Raw genomic sequence first — 20399 nt, forward strand, 5'->3', positions numbered from 1 at the left:
AACCAAGTAGCCCAACAAATCAGGCAAAGACAAAAAGGAAGCCCATCAGGCTTCCCTTATAGTATGCCTCAAAAAAGTCAGCTTAATCCTTGGCAATAAGACCTTTCTCTTGCAGGGTAGAAATAATTACTTCCACCTCTTGCTCTAAGGTCATTTCTGCCGTATTGAGACGCAACTCGGGGGAAATAGGCGCTTCATAAGGGTCATCAATTCCAGTAAAACCCTTAATTTCACCCGCACGAGCCTTTTTATAAAGGCCTTTAGGGTCACGAGATTCTGCCTCCTCCAGTGGACAGTCTACAAACACCTCCAAATAAGGCAGATTGCCATCCTCATGCATCTTTCTAACCATATCGCGATCTTCTCGATATGGACTAATAAAGCTACTGAGAACCACTATCCCAGTGTCCGCAAACAGTTTGGAAATCTCACCTACACGACGGATATTTTCTTGGCGATCTTCAGCAGAAAAGCCTAGATTGGAGTTGATACCCAGACGTATATTGTCACCATCCAAGCGATAGCTCAAGACACCACGCGCAGCCAAAGCCTTCTCAACTGCTACTGCTACCGTGCTCTTGCCGGAACCCGACAGGCCGGTGAACCAAAGGGTCACGCCTTTGTGACCAAGAATACTGGCCCTATTGTCACGAGTTACATCGCCATCATGCCAATGTACATTGGTCGCCTTGCGTTCAACTGTTGTCGTCACCGATCACTCCAAGATTTTGATTCAATTCCTATTCCCTCTGCAGTGAGAGGTTCGCAGGAAACCACTCCCCCAGAGGCTAGGCGGCCAATTATCAGGCATTTGAAGCATTAGCGTAAAGGCTTTGCTTATAGCATATTCAACCACATATAGTGGTGGAAGTGCATAAGTACCTCTGGCCACTTAATTCTAAATTTCGACATCAAGAAAGAACATAGTTACCTAAAAGAGAAAAATTTTAGGTGATAAACCCTAAGGAAAAGCGCCTTTTTCCCTGGTCGAGAAGTAGAGACTATTTTTCCATTGACTGTTGTGGGCCAGCAAATAGATTTAACCTAAATTTGATAATGATCATAATTCTATTGAGAGCACCATAAATTCAATGCCTCAATACTGTGCACTTTCAAATAAGCTTCATTAAACAACAATCAGTATTAACCAAATAGCAATTAAAGCATATCACGCAGCATTATCTCACTGCGTTCTATATTGCAGTTATAACACATATAAACAATTGAATATTACGTTATGATTATATCTTTGTTTCATCTAATGACATTATGCAAGCACATACAACTATACCTTTAAATATAATCCGCATTCCGCATATAGAAGTGCCACATAAGGACTATGGCACAACCTATCAGAGGGTTAGCAAACCAGTAACCCTAAAAAGTTATAAGGTGGGATAAACCCTTTAATAATTAGCTGATATTCAAAAGGGAGATTATCTTTTAGTATGTGCCATGCTTCACCCTCCAATTACATATGTAAGCAATATCATACATATAAATTCGTGCTTACTTAGTGCCTACTCGTAAACAAGATATGCCTATCTCTCCCCCTATTTTCAAAGCTAAACCCAGTTACACCCTACTCAATAAAACACGCCAAATATAGAAAATGACACTATGACCATGATAACCTCTGCTTTGAATAGGCATGAAATAGCCCTGCATTTAGTGGGGCTTAGCTTTATAAAAGGAGGCAATTAGCCGATGGCAAAAAGTGTTCTGGATAGATTCAAAATTCGTAAAGGAAAAGTCTTTGAGGCACCGCTTGAGGAGGCCTTTGGCCGCCTGGTTACACCTTTTGAAGAATTTATCCATCGCCAAAGCAGCAGTGGTATCTTACTGATGTTCTCTGCAATGGTTGCACTGATTGTTGCCAACTCCCCCCTACAGGATGCTTACAAGCACCTGCTGCACATGCCAGTCAGCATTGGCACTGGTGACTGGGTGCTTTCTTTATCACTACATCATTGGATTAATGATGGCCTAATGGCCATATTCTTTTTCCTGGTAGGGTTAGAACTTAAACGTGAATTTTTAGTTGGAGAACTTTCAGATCTACGCCAAGCAGTCCTGCCCGTAATGGCAGCGGTTGGCGGCATGGTAGTTCCAGCCTTGATTTATAGCTCCCTAAACAGTGGCGACATCGCAGAACGCGGTTGGGGCATCCCTATGGCTACTGATATCGCTTTTGCCGTGGGCTGTATAGCATTACTAGGAAACAGAGTACCAAGAGCTGTGGTAACTTTTCTGGTAGCCCTCGCCATCGTAGATGACCTAGGAGCAATTCTTGTAATTGCTATTTGGTATACAGAGCAAGTGAACACTACCGCTTTAGTGGCCTCCGGATTTCTAGTTGCAATCATGGGCTTACTCAATGCCGCCGGGGTTCGCCGCTCCTCTGCCTACGTCTTTACCGGTATTTTGCTCTGGTACGGACTTTACAAGGCAGGCGTTCATGCCACTCTAGCAGGCGTAATTACGGCAATGGCACTACCTGCCAAACCAAAGTATGATCCCGTAGCGTTCAGCACCTTTGTTAAAGATATTATCCGCAGCTTCGATCGATACTTTCGCCCCGGTGATAAGATCATTGCAAACGATGCCCTCCATGCACGTGTAATGGCCTTGGGTAACGGTGTAAATCTAGCTCAGTCCCCCCTACAGCGTATGGAAACCCGCTTACATATCCCGGTGGGCTTTATAGTAATTCCAATTTTCGCACTGGCTAATGCGGGCATCCCTTTCGATAGCTTTAGTAGTTCAGCAGCGGTGCTCAACCCAGTAACACTTGGTGTCATTAGCGGCTTGGTTGTTGGCAAGCTAATTGGCATTGTAGGTGCAACTTGGATTGGCTGGAAACTTGGCTGGGGCAAGCTACCCAAGGCTGCGAACTTTCAGCATATCGTAGGTGTGGCATTACTCGCCGGCATTGGCTTTACTATGTCTATCTTTATAGCCGAGCTGGCATTTAGCTCCCAGTACGAACTTCTGGTGCAGGCGAAAGCCGGTATTCTACTAGCTTCTGTAATCGCCGGAGTTGCCGGCTTTCTAGTTCTACGCAATGCACCTATCTCTGCAGAGCAAGAGGATGAATTCAAGGAAGCAGAGGAAGCTGAGAGCTCAAATTCTGGACTGCCGCCTCATTCCGTCTCGTAGCAGAGTAGATTTGTGGTAGACCTAAAATTTCCGCTTTAAATTGTACAGCCTGAGCCGAGTAACTATAATCAATAGTTACTCGGCTCAGATTTACTCACATAACGATTACTTAGATAACAGCACCGGCTAGGCTTGGTATCGAATAACTCAACTAACAACATTCAGTATCAATTAAATCCGCACCAAAGTCACATCACAATGAGCATAATTTACGATACTATTTGCCGTAGAACCTATTAGAGAGCTTATACCTTTCTTAGAGTGAGTCCCGAGCACGATTAAATCTACACTTCTTTTTTCAGCTTCCTTGCAAATCACCTCATAGGGCTTGCCTACTTTCAGGAGTCTATTTTTCTTAGAGATACCGAAATCTGAAACTATCTCCTCAAACTTCGGAATAGCATCCTCTTTAAGCTCTCGCTGATAATCCTTAGGCAAAAAACTGTAGGGAAGCACATTTAATACGATTAACTTACTTTCATGCTGCCTTGAAAGTTCTACTGCCCTAGAAAGCACAAAGCGCCCTTCTTTGGAAGCCTCTATAGCGCAAAGAATTGTTTTATACATCTAACCCCCCTCCCCTTATTATCATAACTAAACACTACTAAAAACAGCCGATCAACAAAAAACGCCAACTACTAGATTCATTGTCACACAGAAATCCCCTCCTAAGCACCCAGAAAAAATCCAAATACATCAATTTCCAGCCTACTCATACGGCACCTCAGTATTTGCAAATGGATCCAGACTATTCAAACAGGAAGGAACTTAATTCATTAGGAATCGGGGCTCAAATAAGTCACCTTGGAAGCAACTTAGTATCACTAGAGCACCCAAAACACAATAAGGTCCCAATTCACTTTAAAATTTATTACATTTCAACCTTCCATAGCCTTTAAAAATAAAGTGATCAGTTAACGCTCACCAGCATCAACAAGCGCTCGATAAATTCGGCCTGGATAATCACCAATAATCCCATCTACACCCAATGATATACTGCGCTCAATATGGTCTTCATTGTTCACTGTCCAAAGGTCCACAGCCACTCCTTTTCTCTGAAAAAAGCGCACATAGGGCTTGGTCGTAATACTATATGGCAATTGTGCAACATCAAACTTGGGCTGAAAAGCCCAGCCAAAACCCGTACTCCAAGCAAGACTTGCTTCGATAAGCTCACCTATAGTTGCGCTGGTTCTAACCTGACCCCCGCTAAGTTCACGGAAGTGCTTCATGGCTTTACTATGCTGGCTAGCAACAGTAACTTGCTGCTCCATACGGTAATCTGCAATGACTTGCCAAAGAGTCTCAGAAAGAGTCTTATCATTGGGCTTAATCTCTATATTAAAATAGCCATCCGGGTAACGCTCAAACAATTCATTGAGAGTTAACAGAGTGAGTCCCTGCCCCCTAAAAGGGTAGCTATTGCCATTATCTAATGTGAATTCGTGACCAGCATCAAGGGTTTTAATTTCACCCAGCGTCAAATCCGCAATTTTTTCAGATATCCCAACATTATCCTTTAGGTCTGAATCATGATTAATGATGACAAAATAGTCTTTCGACAGATGAACATCTAACTCTAATATATCGGCACCTTGCTCCAATGCTTTATCAAATGCTAGCCTTGTACTTTGAGGATATTCACCTGATGCCCCCCTATGTGCGAGAATATCAATAGAAAATGCCTGATTACAATATCCAACACAAAAAACATAGAAAGCCAATGCACGCATAAATATTTTCATCTTTCAAACCCATTTCATGTTAAAGGAGAAGCTTTTCAATAAATAGTCAAAATATCTTCATCGCACGTAAACCAAACAAAACCGCTGCTGCTCAAGGCAATTGTCAAGATTCAACTAGGCTTTTATTTACAACCAATTCAGCAGAATTAGTTAAACAACAATTAAATATTTTCCAGCAAGCCTTACCAGCTAACTCACATCATTGCCATAGGCGTTATAATTTTTCCAAACCAGCCCCACCTTAACCCTCCTCGTTAAATTAGTACAACTACAACTTCTCCCAACAATAGGTACCAGCTCACAAGTTTCTATTTTCTAATGCCGCCATGCTATTTCAGGCAAAAATATTCGCCAAAATTGAGACATCAAATTAAACATGACACCTAAGAAATCCGCCAGAAATAGATTATAGCGCCACTAAACTTTCAACATTTTGATATGAGACAGAACGTATGGAGACATACCCGCAAATAAAGCGCTAACAACTGAGCAATAGAAATTTAAGAGCTTAAAGCCATACTGACAGCCCAGTAAGAGAGAAAAAGGTTTAAAAAGGAGCTCGCCCTCTTGGTACTCAACGAGAAGAATCGCACACGCTGAGAGACTGATTAGCTTGGAGCTGGCCCGCAAAGTGATTTAAGTATGTCGGGCATACCGTTTCGAATATAGCAGAAGGAAAAACTCCTCTGAACTACCTAAAAAGCAGCATCGCTCCCAAGTCACGGAGCCCTTCTAACGCAGCCATAGCTCAGGAGAAAGCCACAAAATCGTCAATTTACCTTATCGACAGGGATATCAATCGTGAGATTCAAAGTTAGAAGGCAAGTGTGTGAGACCGGTTTGGTATGCAAGTATTCCTAACTCTCATCAATACAGAAGGGAAATAATTGCGCACTTAGACACGCCAAATGAACTTAATCGCCAGTTCAATGCAGAGAAGCCCAATCAAAATTTGGCGCGTTGATATTACCTATATCTGGGCTTGGTTAAGACTGGTGTTGCCTAGCAACCACCATAGATTTGCATACTCACATGCATCGTCAAATGGTCCCTCTTAAAGCAAGCAGATGCCACATTAACGACAAAGGCCTTGGTAATGGCCCGGGAATATCAAGAAATACCCAGTGGTGCTATGCTGCTCTCAGATCAAGGCAGGCAGTATGCGAGCCTTTGATCATCCCTTAGTGTATTACTACAACTGGAAGCGCCTCCTGGACGAATATTTTGTTGATTCGATCAACCTCCTATATAACTTCCCTTATTCTGAGCAATTGCGCTGGTGGGAGTAATCTCGACATGCCCCTTTCTTTTATAGAAAGTCATCCTGGACGGTTTAAATTCGCAACAATCTTTCACCTCCCGATCGTACAATTACGAATATCATCGATGGAGTAAGGAGACTGCATAACAGCTTTGCTGCTCTGCTGAAGTAAAGGGTAACATTTATTAGTAGATCTACAATATTAATTTACATTTAAGAGCTTTTGCCCTCTTATTCAGGTGAAAAGCAGAAAAACATCGTGAAGTATCGCATGATAGAGAAGTCTCCTAATAAGTTATTAAATTCATCTTGGGGGCAAATATCGCACCCTCTCGAGGCAGCCTAAAATGCATTCTGGCTGCCATTTAAAATAATTATTTAATCAAGGAGTTTCCGAATGGTTGCTTTAAGAGGCTCTACAAAAATTCCACCTTATCAACTCACAGAACATGACGAAGACTTACAAGACAATCCACCAAGCACTGGGTTTGCCGCAAGAGGCAAAGAGGACAAAGCTAGAGCACGTGCATTAGCGCGAATTAACGATGCAACTGGCTTAAACCTAACAATGGATGATTTTGAGGTAACTATGACGGCTTCAGGCGATACTAGTCGATATACGCCAGTTGAGTGGAAATGCTCACGAACGGTGGGGCATGGTACTCGGGAGCGCACCTGGTCTCTTATTATAGATATGGATGACATCCCTCCAGGTGCCGCAGGTAATGGGCCCGACCGTCCTCACATTGGATATTCGTATTGGTGCAACGGTTATGACCCTATAGGAAGGGTTAACGGTCATATCTTTATCGAATACGTATCTGCATCAAGACTAACCGTGTGAACAAAGTGAGTGGCTTGAGCAGTCCAGCAAAACTCAAGTCACTCCCCAAGGGAAATCTTCCCATCTAGCGATTCAAGTAGGCAATGTAAATACTTACCGCATATTCAATTTTCTCTGGACACCATTGTCCCCTATAAACAAAGAGCCACTGCTATTTTTTTTGCTGATTCAACCCATCGTCTATATGGCTACTCCTACTCAGAACTATTGTCCTGAAGTGAATTAAACCCAGCACACAACTCAATTGTCTGAGGCTACTGACACCTTTTGCGCTAAGATACAGTAGAAGATAGCCATAACCGAAACTTAGATTACAACAATTGTATAGTTAAATGTGATGAGGCTCTTTATTGGTTTTAATAACCTCTCTAACCGTTGCGCCACCAATATCTCTGCAAGTTTGACCATTACTAAAATAAAGCTTGACAGCTTCACCTCTTACCACTGGGCGAACAAAACGCCAAGGCCAAAATCCGAAACGCTGAGAGCCGACATAATTTACTACTGCATTAGCTCCTAAGGCATCAGCCTTATCAGCAAATACCTGCAAAACATCAGTTACACTGCCATAAGAATTTTTACCTATTTTAATTCTTTGGATCTTTTCGTATTTTATATCTGATGCTGGGTGCCCCGTAACTAAGCATATATCTAGTGAGTCACTTGCTGAAACTGGAACTGAAGCAAGCATTAAAGTTGCAATTAAGCCTAAATTTTTCATTATCACTCCCTAAAAATAATAAAACCAAGTGTACATAATTCCCAAATCGACCGCACCCAAAAAAATGAAAAAATTAGACGATTTAACACCAAAAAAGTACAATTTCTTGCCAGCTGCATTTTTTCAAAACAGAGTTCAAAATATTCCCTTTCAACTCCAAGACTCCCTCAAAACGGTAAAGCTAAGATCTGACCATTTCTGTGCGGATGGCTTACCGACTTAAAGCCTACAGAAAAATGTTAAATCAACCAATTAGACAAGGCTTCCACAGAGATACTTTCAGAAGGAATAGATATGACAAAAACAGCTGTGCGGCGCTGCACCCACTGCCATTTCTCGGGAGTATCCGATGCATAGACGCCATCGCACTTGGGGATCTTCTCGGCCGAGCGGTTGGCGAGCTTGGCCAGGGTTTTACTGGGGGCGATACCCACTCCGACAGGCATACGAATATTACGACAGAGCGTGTTACGGATCTTGCGGCCGTAGCCCTGCCAATCCTCCTGCAGCCCTTGCAGATCCAAAAACATCTCATCGATACTGTAAACCTCCACATTGGGGCCTAACTCGCGCAGGGTGGTCATTACCCGGTGGGAGATATCGCCATACAGGGGATAATTGCTGGAGAAGATGGCCAGCAGGTGCTAAACCTTAACGAAAGGCTCCAAGTCGGCAATGCCCAACAGCTTCGCCTCCTTGGAGCGCGCCACCACAAAGCCATCGTTATTGGAGAGCACCACCACCAGGCTCCCGCGCAGATCGGGCCGGAATATCTGCTCACTGCAGTCCACCAATACCAGCATTCAGCGCGGCCGGTGATAACGCACCGAAGCCTTCCCCCCCCTCCACAATCAATTCCTGCCCCTCACAAATAGGGATCGGCGCGTAGTCATCATTCGCAGAGAGCAGCCGCCCCTGCTGCTGGTCCAGCACCTTGCAGGTCAGCTGCCCATCCAGGGCCACCACCACATCGCCATGGGTAGGCTTTAGCGAGCGATCGACAATCAACAAATCCTTGTCGAAGATACCGAGCCCCATCATGGAATCCCCATTTGCCCACGCCATAAAGGTCGCCGCCGGCTTGCTGTTCATGTGCTCATCCAGGCTGAAGGCCGCCTCCTCACCAATCAGCTGCAGCAAGGCGGTGCGCGCATTCTGATTGGGGCAGCCAACCACCTATTCCAGGCCGGCACATAGATTATTAACGTGGTGAAGTTGTTGAACGTGAGCGGTCAAAGGCATGGTCTACCTCCTTGCAGGAAAGACAAACCCTAACCACCAAAGGCACTGGCCCCGGTGGCTTCCCCCCGCCAAGGCCCGCTACTGATTTATCGGGGCTTTTGGCGATAAACACCGATCAAAAGCCTTGCCCCGTCGAACGACATGACGAAAAACGAGGTACGCAACAGCATAGAACACTGCAATACACAAACCAGTATCGCTGGCCACCATATCCCAAAACTTTGAACGCGAACCCGGTTCCGTTAAAAGCAATACAGGAGCCGCGAACTGGAAGAAGAAATTGTGAGCAGTGTGGGCGATGGTGGCAACCCAGACTGATCCAGAGCGCATTCTGAGCTCGCTGAATACAAAGCTCATGGCGATAATACCGAGGCCATAGATCAACGCCATGAGCAACGTATAATCTGTCTGGTAGAAACCTCCGTAAGCAATGAGTGGAAGATGCCAGGACGCCCATACAAGTCCGCTGATGAGATAGGGGTTCTTAACACCACCACTTACCAACTTTGGCAATAGGAATCCGCGCCATCCGAGCTCTTCCCCAAATGCGCCGATCAGGCCAAGCACTAAGACGGACAGAAGAACAGGGCTGAGTTGGATCAGTTGCTCCAATGACACCAGCGAGAATTGCCGGATATCGATGGCTGCAGATACCAGACCCGTTAGCAATACTAATAGGAATGGAATTGCGACTGCATAGACGTAGTAGCGTCCCTTTCCGATCCGAAAGCTGACATCTTCATATCCAGATTTCAGGATGAGTCTCAGCGCTATTGAAAGAGAGCCAGGGATGCACATCAGGGCGACTATCCAAAGCGGGCCGAAATTCCTGACACCCCCGCTGGCGATGATGAACGCCTCCAAGCTCCAACTAATTGCAAGCACCAAGACGATAAAGACTAATGCTTGGTTTCTATCCCTCATCATACCTCCGTGTGTTCAACGGCTAACACCTTACTCAGCCACCATCGGAATGGAGCCGCTTTGTGCTAGCGTAGCATGCAGCACAAAGGGAGAGCAGTGTAAGTGGTCAGATGCAGTAACTCCTTATGAGTTTTTCTCTTCACTATTTTCGTAATACGACTCAGACACTTTTATGGCTTTTGTATACGCTTTAAAACCATCGAAAAGCATATAGCTTCTAACTTGCGCCCATTCAGCTGCGCCAATATGACCAGCATTCCAACCTGACTCACTGCATCCAACTGAAATCTCACCAACAATAAATAGTTTTCCACCTTGATATTCAAAGCGTGGATTGTGCAAATCATGACTGCATTCCAAGTCTGTCAAACGCATTGAAATACATTTACCAGAAAAGTCTGAGATATTTTCTTTGTCCATACTCATTAGTACTACCTTACTTTACACATAACGCCGCCAACAGCGGGCGAGTGTAGCGGGGTCCAGCCAGTTTTGCTGGCGATACTGCCTGGCCTTGCTAAGTATTGAACCTTGCTACGATAGATATACATTCTGACAAAGAGACTTCCTTTGCCCACTTGATAGATTGCTGTATTTCTGGCTCGTGCCGCTCAAGGGCTTCATTAGACCAATATTGCCTTGATGTACCGATCGGCAAATGATCGATTTCTGAAGCGACACCAGCAATTGCCAGAAAATCTTTATCATCTTCGGGCAGACCGACTTCAAACCTTAGTAAAGAAAGTTCAATTGCCCCCTCAAGATAGTGAATAGAGCCATCAATCATTCCGCTTGCGAATTCAACGGCACGCTTACGCTTCTCTTCGAGATATTCCTCGTGACTAATTTCCATAGGATGCTTAATGCCCGAGTCATTTGCCACAGCAAAGCGAAGATCAAATGCACACGCTTGTTATAAGCTTTTACTGCACATTTTTTTAAGTGTAAAAAGCTAATACTCTTTCAATTTACGGCGCGATAGCTCGGCAGTGCGCCAAATCGTTGGTGGATAGTCTTTGCTTCCCACAGACCAGATTAGAGTATCATCGGTAATTTTCACCGATCCATTTACAGGTCGTGCCTGATGGTTACTATATAGAGTTAAAATCATATTTTCATTCGATTTAAACGTACCGATCACCTTTGGGTCATTTATATCGTCTAAAATGGAGCCTTCGATCTTCGCTCTACTCCGCGTTGTACCATAAAAATAACTACACACGTCTATGCCATCTCTGATGAGGACTAGCTCAAAGATATCCGCTGGTTCACCATAACTGTTTTTGATAGTACTCTCAGCTATCCATTCACCACCAATCTATCCAAAAGCGGGAATCGATAATAGCGAAATTAGAAGTAGAAATGCTGGCTTCATGGAACGATTCCTTAGCTTATAACAGTGTATTCAAAAGCAGCTATAATATATCACCCATCACTATATCTACAGACCTCTTTCGGCAACGATTTAAAAAATCCTGTAGGAACATTAGACTACTGACAGTTGGCACCAGCGTACATATGTGGATGTATTGCAGCCACATCATATCCCGACATTTTCGCTGCTATATATCATTTTGAAAACCCCTTAGAAATCGAAAGGTTAGTACTTTTTTCCTGTGGATAGATGAAGGTGTTTTTATCTCGGATATATAAAGCGAGTCAACTTGCCTGATTACCCCAAGGCAGCCCATAAAACGCTCACCCACTAGGTTTCGCCCTAGCTGTAATAGAACGATGCACGGCCAGGCGGTTGACCACATCAACAATACAGCTCGCTACTGAGTCAGCCCTCGCGGCCTGCTGCAGAGTTACCAGAACAACCTAATAAGTACAATTGCACTAAAAATAATGATTTATAAATTAAGACAACTATTGCCCCATAAATAGATTTTAGATATTTTCAGGTGGCCTGATAATTGCCATATGGAAGTCGCATGAATACTTTAAGTTTCCATAGACTCCACACCAACCTTTTTGAATGCTCTTTATTTTTTAGTTAAAAGAAATACATGATGAATGTAGAAACTGATATCAAAGCTGGGACAGTAGAAGGTGGGACAGGCGGAGTCAGACCAGAGCCTGGGCAAGGCTAGTTATTAGCCGCTAAAGCCAGGTCAATAAAAACCTCGTGTTGCGACTCGAGGTTTTCAAGTGCTTATTTACTGCTTTAATAGGCTATCTCCTCCTATCACAACCATCCTCACCCACTCGGAATGGTCATAGCCGCAATGGAACTATGTAAGGCTAGAGGGTTGACCACTTCAACTGCCTACAAGATCAGCGGCCCTACTCAGCTATACCTCCAGCCGCACGACGACATCCCCCTTTTAAGGAAAAATCATGGACGAATTCGAACTTGGAACAAAAATCATTCGCACTGCCGTTGTCACGATAGCCTTATTCCTAATTAGCGCTTTTATATTCTGGCGGGTAATAAAGCCATTAAAAATGGTTTGATGGCGGAGTTCCTGAGAGAAAAGTCCCTTACGACCATAAGATGAAGGCATATGAAAACGCCGTGCTTTTGATACATGGCCTGGAGTCGAAACTAAACCGCCTTCTAACGGAGTTCGAGAAAATAAGAAAAGGCGATAGTTCAGACCGCAAAGTTACAAAATCCAAAGAAGCCTTCATCACGCGCTTTAATAAAGTTGATGACAAGCTGGAGAAACTGGCCCTGCATTTCGGGCCAGAAGTACATAGGCTGATTGAAGACCTAAGGAAATCAACTAAGCTTGCCGCGCAGTCGGTTGGGATTTCGGATAAGGATCAAGAGCATTTTCAGCGGCTTCAAAAGAAGTTAGCTGCCCTTTTAGAAGTCATCTTTAGAGATAGACAAAACCACTATAATACTCTGTCAACCAGCGCAGCTAACTAAGTACCGTACAGGGTTAAAAGGCCAGTTTTCGGTTCCGCTAAAAATACCCCCTATTTCCAGCTGCAGCAGTATCCAGGGCGGGGTCTAGGGTGCCTTTCTGGGCGTAGGGGATGCCGTTATTCGGTGTGTTGCTCATGATTTTTTCCTGCTTATATGGTGATTTGTGCGGACGGGCCTGGGCCGGTGATGCTGCTTAGCTGGCTGACGGTGATCGTGGCGGTGCTTGGATCTGCAATGGATAAGGTGGTTGCGGTAGTTCGCAGCCGCTCGCAGCCAAACTCTGAAACTGGCACCTACCGTAAAAAGCTGAGCTTTGTAGTGCTGGCAATAGCAGGTTGAGAAGCACCAACTAGACATACAAAACCCGATTGAGTGGGCTGATCATCAAAAGAGATATCAGCAGCCAAGGTATAACCCCCTATGAAATTTCAGATATCTGTTAAAAAACTCGGTCCGAATCACCCGTGTGTTGGTCCCCTCAGGAGGACCCGCTCAACGTTTCTTTGCGTCGCAATCGCATGGTCCATGGTCTTATTCAGTTCAATCGGCAGGTGACGCCGCGCTATGCCTTCAGCTATTCGGATAAAAGGGAAACGTTTGCGGTAATCTGGCTTACCTTTGGGGAAAATCAGGATGGGCTTAACCATTGGCCGGCATTTATCGCCTGCCCTCTTCCATACTCCTAAGACACCATTAACTTTGCCAACGAAATATTTACCCTTCTTACCCTGCGAACTACCTGCACCACCAGCAGTACCAGAGCTGCCCCGCAATTCAGCCAGGATTTTTTATAGGCTCCGACCGAGATATTCCCATACTTGTTTAATCTTGCCGCCTTGCCATGCACCACATACATACCAGCAGGCAGAACACCCATATGCCAAAGGGCTCGCTCAAAGCACTTGTCGTTCCAGTTCATATCCATGACCGAAGGGCCAGGTATTTGCCGGGTGCAGTACCGTTGGAAACCTGATCACGGATAAAGACTTTGGCAATACCTGAACGCTTCGTGGCTTTCTTTACCAATACGGAGTTCAGCGTTAACTTTGCTGGGTTTGTAAATACACGCCCCATAGCTGCACCCTCTTCTCCCCGGATTCGTAACGCCACATTATTGAGTGCGACAGAACTGGCATAAGGTAATTGCTTTTTTAATTCAGCAGATGCTTGATCAAACTTTGAAGTATCCAGCTTTACACTAACGCCCATCGTCCCCGCCCTGCAGCTTCTAGCGCTTGTGGTTGTGGTTGTGGTTGTGGTTGTGGTTGTGGTTGTGGTTGTGGTTGTAATACCAATTAACCATTAAACCTGCTGCAGCTATCAGCACACCAGAAAAGCTAAGCCAGTTGTTTGCGAGCCAACCCGCGAAAGCTCCGGCACCAATAGCAGTCGTATAGCCAGCCTTATCCGCTATTTCTCTCAGAGCATCCTGAAGTGTCATGACTGCTTCCAGGCAACAGTTGCCTTCTCAACGCTGCGCCCCACCACATAACCTCCGAGGCCGATTTTTACTATTTCCAGAAGGGCGAGAGTCTGGTTCTCGCTGAGGTTTGGCGCTGCCCACCCCAACCAATGAAAGACGGTCAGCCCCACGAATGTGAGCATTGTTACTGGCCGCCAGTTTCTTTGTAGCCATGACTCTCCTCCAGCTTCTGCAGTGATTACCTGGGTAGCCGCTCTCAACTCCTCCAGGTCCATTGAGATTAACTTTGAATCCACCTGTGCCTTTAAGCGGTTGGCTTCTGTCTTACCTGGGAATGCCTTACGTAAAAAAATCGGCTCAGTGGCCGGTTTATATGGTTAGGTACCTGCTAGAGACAACAATCGCAAGGTAGCTTATTTATACTCCCAAAACGCAGAAGTACCAAAAAGGTGTCAGCCCAAAATAATAAAGAAGTGGTCGATTGTGCTTAGTCTTATTAGCTGCTGATGTTTTGCAGATTTGATAAAAAGTCATTTTCCTGGTCTGTGTTTTCAAATGATGATTTAGGAATAATGTTAAAAATCAAATCTGACTGATAAAGCATGATAATCCGCTTGCTTTCACGCCACTTGACATAGTCTGACCATTTGATTTTTACTACCCCTCTTTCGTTAATTGCGTTAATGCCCTCACGATCCCATTCGAATTGAGCTGGAAGATTTAAGCTCTTTTGCTGCCGATAAATTTTATTACACTTGTAGCGCAGATAGACCAAATAATAGCCAAAATACCAAAGTAGCCAGCCAGAGGCACTACCAACGGCGATTGATAATTCAACGTTTAAAGCACTATATAAAAAATAGGCAAGCCAGACTGTTAAAAGCGTAATGATAAAAAATTTGCTTACACTAAGCTTCTGATGAACCCATTGGGAATGATAGTAATCATCGGGTGTTATCTTAACTTCGATTTTATTCATACTTATTGCTAACATTTATATACTGATGATCCTGACCACTATTATCCTGATCACTGCCTCGGAAGCAATTCCGCGTCAGTTTTCCAAAGTAATCTTTCAAATCAGACTGCCGAACAAATTTTATACACTTCAGCGGGACGGCTAGTAACTTAAAACTGTAGGGCGGGTACGCTCGCCCGGCATTGATTCAAGGTCATCCAGGTGAAGGAATCACCTTTTGAATGCCCCCTTTTGCCATACCCCTATAACGGTGAAACCTTCCTCCGGGGTGATTTTAATTAACCGGTAGGCCCTGCCTGACGCCACCTGAACATCAATAGCCTGCCCGGTGGTATGGGTCATGGTGGCGTTTAATCGAGCGTTATGAACTGGGCAGCGGTAACCGGAGTTAATAATTATCGGCTTGCCAAAGCGCTCTCTAACTTGGATCAGGCGCCTGAGCGTTTCATCTTTGAAATAATTTTTGCCACAACAACGACAGGCCAATTCCAACTCTGTGAAATAGTCATTATCAAACATGGAAGCACCAGAAATAAAAAAACCCGCACAGGGCGGGTTAATTTTTAAAAATTAGTGTCGCTACAGAACGATTTTACTAATACTTTTTAACTGATTTAAATAAACAGCGTATCTTAAAGCTTAAATCAAAAATAAGGATGCGATTAAAGCTCGTAAGCTTCCCTCAGCATATCTTTAAGATAAATATGATGTGTTTCAAACTCCATACCTTGCGCGTCTTTAGCTTTAATACTGACAGCTGTTTCATCACCATCAGGCCCAGGCATTGTTGAGACTTCTAGCTTGTATGCCTCAAAAAACTTTGACTCATCGCCGTAGGGTGCGTGAAAATGAAAAACTTCTTTCCCTTCTCCAAACCACAGCAATTCGATAACAAATGCCATATCACCATTGCTTGAATTTGGATCAACAGCTGGATTATCTTTAAGCGACAACTCAACCTGACTGCCATCAACTGTAAACGATTTGACATCAACAACTTTGCTTGGAGTCGCATCAACTAATTGTCCATGAACAGAAAATAGTCTTTGCTCAAAATTTAGTGAACGCTCTTCCCCAATAAAATTTTCAACTTCAGAGACAAAGCCTTCAATGTGAACCATTGCATTATTTGGATTTCCAGCATTGAAACCATCTACTGCAATATCAAGCTGACGATACACCCAAACATCATCGACGGTAGAATAAAATCTCCAACCTTGATCATCTGCCTTGAAATTACCTATTAACAAACCGGGCGCATGAGGAAAATTAATTTCTAACGAAGTAAGCATTGCGGGTACTGAATGATTCGCTTGATCAACGGTCAAAATCACAGAACTAGCGCCATTCAAATTTAGGCCAGGATACTGTATTTCACCGTTAGATGAATGTAGATCTTGAAGTTCATACTTGAAAGTTTTTGCTTGCGTACCGAAGGCTAATAGAGCCACAGAGACAGCTACTATTTTAATGGTATTTCTAAAAAACATAAAAATTCACTGAAAAATAAATTGAATTAACCGCTCGAGAAGAAAGTTAACCTTATAACACACATCAAAACCCAGTACCTGATCACACTTTTCGAAAAATCTAATCAAAAAACATATAAAGTATGAGTTAAAGCCTACAGAAGCTTATCAACGACAGTAAAGCTTATTAAATAATAAACACAAAAAAACCGGCTTAGGGGCCGGTTTAAGAAAGGATGATCGGTCGCTATACATACAACTCGACAGCTTGCCCAAGATTATTCTTTTGATGGCTAGCTGTCAATAAATACAGTTTTATATATGCACAGAGTAGAAATTAGCGTGCCAGTAAATCCTAAAAGCCTCTAGATCACCAGCTCATTCGCAGATATTCGCTTTTTCCGAAATGCCATGTTTCCTAAGAAGCTTTGCATATTCACCTGTAGAACAAAGACGGGCCAGCCCTTTATTGAACTCATCTCTGGTCTTTTCATCCTTAAACGCCATTTTAAATTTCGAAACCGGTAAAAAGACTTTATGAGTATCCACCTCATCCATTGAGTGCCCCTGTTTCATGGAGAAGCGAGCAAAAATACTCTTATCGATAATGGCAATAGAATCTTCGTTCTGCCAGAAATCCCGGACCTGATCTCGTGAATCCTGTATCTCGACATAATTTTTGCTACCTGCCCCTCCAGGCGAGAAAAGGCGCTCAAATTCTGGCCCTAGATCCAGGTAAGCCCCCTTCCAGGCAATGACATGGTGCCCTACAAGGTCGTTCACATTATCTATTTTAATATCTTCACTCTTGCGGCTAATTGCGTAATTAACAAATCCAACATATTTCTTTGAGAAAAAATGGCCACCCGTCTCGCCATGCTCATACACATTTGTCTCAGCATCTGCTATGCCATTTTTAATAGCATTTTGAATATCCCCCCAACCCATCTGCAAGAATTTTATTGAATACCCAGGTAATGACTGCTGGATTATTTCGACTTCGAGCCCGCTCTTCGCGTTATCAGCAACATAAGGAGGTGCATCATTAGCTATAGCGACCTTTAACTCCGACGTATTAGCGAATAAAGGTAACCCAAGCAATAATGGGAACAAGACTAGCAGCTTTAAGGTCTTGTTTCGCATAGTAAAACTCCTTAATAGCAGGAAATTCTTAATACTTAAATAGCAGGTTAGGCCAAAACATAGATACTATGTAAAAATACGATATCGAATACAATCGACTTTAACTGTTAATAAGGCTTAATAATTAAGGCGCCAATGGCCAGAGCAAATTGGTATAATAAAAAATTGTACTTAATTAACTGGAAGGGAAAGGGCCTTTCCTCATCCCTGCTAAAGCCTCTCTCGCATCTTGTAGCCCACTTCTATGCTGGACTCAATGATTTGGCGTAGAATCTTAATGCTATCTACCAATTTTTTTGCCACCTTTGCCACCTCCTGCAATTCCCATCTTCGGAAGTAACGGAGCCAAAATACTGTGTAAACATACAGAATAAAAAAAGAATGAATTCGGCGCCTATTCCGTTCCGCACTGGAAGTAAGGGTATGCATGAAACATGGGTGCTGAATGAGAAAATGGAGGATACTCCCGGAAGAGTGCTTGAAGGTGTACCTCACTCACCCAAAAAGACTGGTTGCTAGGCTGACTCGTTCTCACAAAAGGTCAACCCAGCACACAACACTCTTTTGACTAGAGTGAAATTTTCATAGCCTTGTGTAATCTAGTTCTTATTGCAGCGTTCACATGGCCGATTAGAATCGCCCTGAGTTCTAATATAGCCCAGGTTTACCGCCGCAGTATAAGTACCATCTGATAGGACGGCATCAATTTCATAGAGATCATCGCCACCAGGAACTGATATATTTCCGGTGACAGTACCACTTAAGCCATTGATAGTGACTCCTCCAGCGCTACCAGTTGTCCCATAGAAATCAGACCTCCAGCGGAATACAATTGCCATAGACTTGTTTTCTTTGGCAAACTTGGAATACTCATCTACGGTATAACTTATTTTTGCTGTTCTATTAGATGAACTAAAAGAAAGCAAACTCATTTTAGGTTTATTTTGAACCGAAACGTCATTACAAATTGTTTTGGCTGACAAAGGATCTCTAACTGTCACCCAGTGTGGTCCTCTGGTCGTAAATGTAATGGACTCTTTGGCTCTCCATTTAAAATCCTGATAATTATACTCATCCCATCCCATAAATCCGGTAGAGGTTGAGAAGGTTGCCTTTTTCCCGCTGTAATCAACATGGCGGGTATCGTGATAAAAAGTTGTCGGTACACCCACAGCTGGATATTCGCTTCCCTTAGGATAGCTGCTTGGATCATACCCACTTGTAGAACACGTTGCAGAAAATACAGCCGAGGAAATTGTTAACCCTAATACCGCAGAGGTTATTTTAATTATTTTATTCATCAATAAATCCATTTAACACTTTAAAACAGAGTGCGAAGAATACACAGACAAACAAAAAAGTAAAACTTTTTTTAGACTAAAGAAACCCTTCCTTTCAAAAGGTTTTTCAGCCTTTTGTACACTAGTACAAAAACATCAATATGATCACTACAACGAAAAGCAACTCGAAAAACTTTAGCAACTCATGAAGTAATAGATAAGCCCGCCGATGATTCAACGCAAAAACAAAACGCACCAAACCAAGAAGCTTAACCAAAATAAATCCAGTTTTTATGATTTAAATTTCCGCTGTATATTTACGATCAAATTTCACTAGGATGTAAAGTGTTACAAGGATTTTGGCATGTCCGTAGAATATCTTTTTGAGTACCATCCATATCGCGGGGGCAATAACCCTAAGCATCTAGTTTTAACACTAGCTCTCTGCAAAACTGCTTCTTAATGGAAATAGTTGAGATTCAACGCGGCAATCCAGAGTATCCAGTCGGCCTGGAAGATACTCCCAATCCGTCGGCAACACTGTTTGCCCGCGGCAATGTCAGCCTACTAAATCGGCCAGGCGTTGCGATTGTTGGATCTCGAAACGCTTCTCCAAACGGCCTGGAGATTGCTCGAAGAATCGCAGGTTACATCACCACTAAGGGCAATGTTGTCATAAGCGGACTAGCCCTGGGGATTGATGCCGTAGCCCATGAGGGCGCCCTGGCAGCCGGGGGAGACACTATCCCTGTGCTTGCCCATGGCCTGCACACTGCAAACCCTCGGGCAAACTATAAGCTAGCAATGCGAATACTCGATACTGGAGGCCTCTGGGTATCCGAACACCCTGAAGACGTATCACCCCAAAGACACTTCTTTGTAGCAAGAAACAGGATTCAAGTTGGCCTGTCTCAATCTTCTGTCATCGTGGAGTCTGCGGCATCAAGCGGGACTATGAAACATGTAGATTTCTACCTGCAGGCCCCCACCCCCTCTTTGCTGTTGCCCCTCATAACCCTGAGGATTCACTAGGCTAAACAGTCAGGGCCCAATGAAACTCATCAATGAAGGGAAGGCGACAGCCCTAAGAACTAAGTCAGACTACGATCTCCTAGAGCTGTAACTACCCTACTCTTCTAAGAGAGCCAGTTATTGGGCTGATTCCTCCTCCGAGAACTCCAGCCCATACTTCTCCACTATCGCCATAAAGCGCTGCCCATAAATTGTTCTAGCTATCTCTATCTACGAATCTACTCACTATCACATCCAATTGGCACCATTGTGCCCATATATTACCGGTAGTACAGCACAAACTATATCTTCATAACTTG

Annotated in this window: 23 protein-coding genes and 1 pseudogene; 6 read left to right on the forward strand and 18 right to left on the reverse strand. The window is 43.8% G+C overall.

Annotation, left to right across the window (positions count from 1 at the left end):
• Positions 1-82: 82 nt before the first annotated feature.
• Positions 83-712: an adenylyl-sulfate kinase gene (gene cysC, locus ACJJJA_RS13810; RefSeq protein ID WP_444886443.1), complete on the reverse strand. Its 630-nt coding sequence runs from the start codon at positions 710-712 to the stop codon at positions 83-85.
• Between the two features lie 995 nt (positions 713-1707).
• On the opposite strand from cysC, the gene nhaA reads away from it, so the two are divergent.
• Positions 1708-3159 (forward strand): Na+/H+ antiporter NhaA, encoded by a 1452-nt coding sequence (gene nhaA, locus ACJJJA_RS13815; RefSeq protein ID WP_444904979.1) that lies wholly within the window; start codon positions 1708-1710, stop codon positions 3157-3159.
• Positions 3160-3330: 171 nt separating this feature from the next.
• On the opposite strand, the gene ACJJJA_RS13820 is transcribed toward nhaA, so the two are convergent.
• Positions 3331-3726, reverse strand: coding sequence for a universal stress protein (locus tag ACJJJA_RS13820; RefSeq protein WP_444884573.1), 396 nt, complete (start codon positions 3724-3726; stop codon positions 3331-3333).
• A gap of 347 nt (positions 3727-4073) precedes the next feature.
• Complete coding sequence (locus ACJJJA_RS13825) at positions 4074-4904, reverse strand: glycerophosphodiester phosphodiesterase family protein (protein WP_444904980.1); 831 nt, start codon at positions 4902-4904, stop codon at positions 4074-4076.
• Positions 4905-6562: 1658 nt separating this feature from the next.
• Between ACJJJA_RS13825 and ACJJJA_RS13830 the strand changes: the two genes are divergently transcribed.
• A complete protein-coding gene (locus ACJJJA_RS13830; protein WP_444904981.1) occupies positions 6563-7009 on the forward strand; it encodes a hypothetical protein in 447 nt (148 codons plus the stop codon).
• A gap of 328 nt (positions 7010-7337) precedes the next feature.
• Here the strand turns inward: ACJJJA_RS13830 and ACJJJA_RS13835 are convergent, their stop codons facing one another.
• The 6 genes and pseudogenes from ACJJJA_RS13835 to ACJJJA_RS13860 all read right to left on the reverse strand — a co-directional run bounded on the left by ACJJJA_RS13835 (position 7338) and on the right by ACJJJA_RS13860 (position 10749).
• Complete coding sequence (locus ACJJJA_RS13835) at positions 7338-7730, reverse strand: hypothetical protein (protein WP_444886447.1); 393 nt, start codon at positions 7728-7730, stop codon at positions 7338-7340.
• A gap of 239 nt (positions 7731-7969) precedes the next feature.
• Positions 7970-8533, reverse strand: a pseudogene (locus ACJJJA_RS13840) (Y-family DNA polymerase).
• A complete protein-coding gene (locus ACJJJA_RS13845; RefSeq protein ID WP_444904982.1) occupies positions 8508-8906 on the reverse strand; it encodes a LexA family protein in 399 nt (132 codons plus the stop codon). Before ACJJJA_RS13845 ends, ACJJJA_RS13840 begins: the two are co-directional and overlap by 26 nt.
• 144 nt (positions 8907-9050) lie before the next feature.
• Positions 9051-9896, reverse strand: coding sequence for a CPBP family intramembrane glutamic endopeptidase (locus ACJJJA_RS13850; protein ID WP_444904983.1), 846 nt, complete (start codon positions 9894-9896; stop codon positions 9051-9053).
• Between the two features lie 123 nt (positions 9897-10019).
• Positions 10020-10322 carry a hypothetical protein gene (locus ACJJJA_RS13855; protein ID WP_252082006.1) on the reverse strand — a complete coding sequence of 101 codons (303 nt, stop codon included), beginning with the start codon at positions 10320-10322 and terminating at the stop codon, positions 10020-10022.
• Between the two features lie 91 nt (positions 10323-10413).
• Positions 10414-10749: a DUF2489 domain-containing protein gene (locus ACJJJA_RS13860; protein WP_444904984.1), complete on the reverse strand. Its 336-nt coding sequence runs from the start codon at positions 10747-10749 to the stop codon at positions 10414-10416.
• Positions 10750-12393: 1644 nt separating this feature from the next.
• Here ACJJJA_RS13860 and ACJJJA_RS13865 point away from each other — a divergent pair.
• From ACJJJA_RS13865 to ACJJJA_RS13875, 3 genes are all read left to right on the forward strand, one after another.
• A complete protein-coding gene (locus tag ACJJJA_RS13865; protein ID WP_444904985.1) occupies positions 12394-12774 on the forward strand; it encodes a hypothetical protein in 381 nt (126 codons plus the stop codon).
• A gap of 186 nt (positions 12775-12960) precedes the next feature.
• Positions 12961-13113, forward strand: coding sequence for a hypothetical protein (locus ACJJJA_RS13870; RefSeq protein WP_444925243.1), 153 nt, complete (start codon positions 12961-12963; stop codon positions 13111-13113).
• A 125-nt stretch (positions 13114-13238) separates the two neighbouring features.
• Positions 13239-13460, forward strand: coding sequence for a hypothetical protein (locus ACJJJA_RS13875; protein WP_444904986.1), 222 nt, complete (start codon positions 13239-13241; stop codon positions 13458-13460).
• Here ACJJJA_RS13875 and ACJJJA_RS13880 read toward each other — a convergent pair.
• From ACJJJA_RS13880 to ACJJJA_RS13920, 9 genes are all read right to left on the reverse strand, one after another.
• A complete protein-coding gene (locus ACJJJA_RS13880; RefSeq protein WP_444904987.1) occupies positions 13457-13693 on the reverse strand; it encodes a hypothetical protein in 237 nt (78 codons plus the stop codon). The two genes, ACJJJA_RS13875 and ACJJJA_RS13880, sit on opposite strands and share 4 nt — an antisense overlap.
• Positions 13690-13983, reverse strand: a complete 294-nt coding sequence (locus ACJJJA_RS13885) for a hypothetical protein (RefSeq protein ID WP_444904988.1) — start codon at positions 13981-13983, stop codon at positions 13690-13692. The genes ACJJJA_RS13880 and ACJJJA_RS13885 overlap by 4 nt, the downstream gene beginning before the upstream one ends.
• A gap of 19 nt (positions 13984-14002) precedes the next feature.
• Complete coding sequence (locus tag ACJJJA_RS13890; RefSeq protein ID WP_444904989.1) at positions 14003-14215, reverse strand: holin; 213 nt, start codon at positions 14213-14215, stop codon at positions 14003-14005.
• Entirely contained in the window at positions 14212-14493 is a 282-nt protein-coding gene (locus ACJJJA_RS13895) for a 3TM-type holin (protein WP_444904990.1), read from the reverse strand. Before ACJJJA_RS13895 ends, ACJJJA_RS13890 begins: the two co-directional genes overlap by 4 nt.
• 200 nt (positions 14494-14693) lie before the next feature.
• The gene (locus tag ACJJJA_RS13900; RefSeq protein ID WP_444904991.1) at positions 14694-15176 is read right to left on the reverse strand and encodes a YcxB family protein; all 483 of its coding nucleotides are present in this window, start codon (positions 15174-15176) and stop codon (positions 14694-14696) included.
• Between the two features lie 210 nt (positions 15177-15386).
• Positions 15387-15695 carry a D-Ala-D-Ala carboxypeptidase family metallohydrolase gene (locus ACJJJA_RS13905; RefSeq protein WP_444904992.1) on the reverse strand — a complete coding sequence of 103 codons (309 nt, stop codon included), beginning with the start codon at positions 15693-15695 and terminating at the stop codon, positions 15387-15389.
• Between the two features lie 143 nt (positions 15696-15838).
• Positions 15839-16666: a hypothetical protein gene (locus ACJJJA_RS13910; RefSeq protein WP_444904993.1), complete on the reverse strand. Its 828-nt coding sequence runs from the start codon at positions 16664-16666 to the stop codon at positions 15839-15841.
• A gap of 357 nt (positions 16667-17023) precedes the next feature.
• The gene (locus ACJJJA_RS13915) at positions 17024-17788 is read right to left on the reverse strand and encodes a substrate-binding periplasmic protein (protein ID WP_444904994.1); all 765 of its coding nucleotides are present in this window, start codon (positions 17786-17788) and stop codon (positions 17024-17026) included.
• 599 nt (positions 17789-18387) lie between these two features.
• A complete protein-coding gene (locus ACJJJA_RS13920; RefSeq protein ID WP_444904995.1) occupies positions 18388-19089 on the reverse strand; it encodes a hypothetical protein in 702 nt (233 codons plus the stop codon).
• Positions 19090-19530: 441 nt separating this feature from the next.
• Between ACJJJA_RS13920 and ACJJJA_RS13925 the strand changes: the two genes are divergently transcribed.
• Positions 19531-20100, forward strand: a complete 570-nt coding sequence (locus ACJJJA_RS13925) for a DNA-processing protein DprA (protein WP_444904996.1) — start codon at positions 19531-19533, stop codon at positions 20098-20100.
• Positions 20101-20399: the final 299 nt, after the last annotated feature.

The sequence above is a fragment of the Microbulbifer mixtoriginis (SeqCode) genome (genome assembly GCF_052466865.1).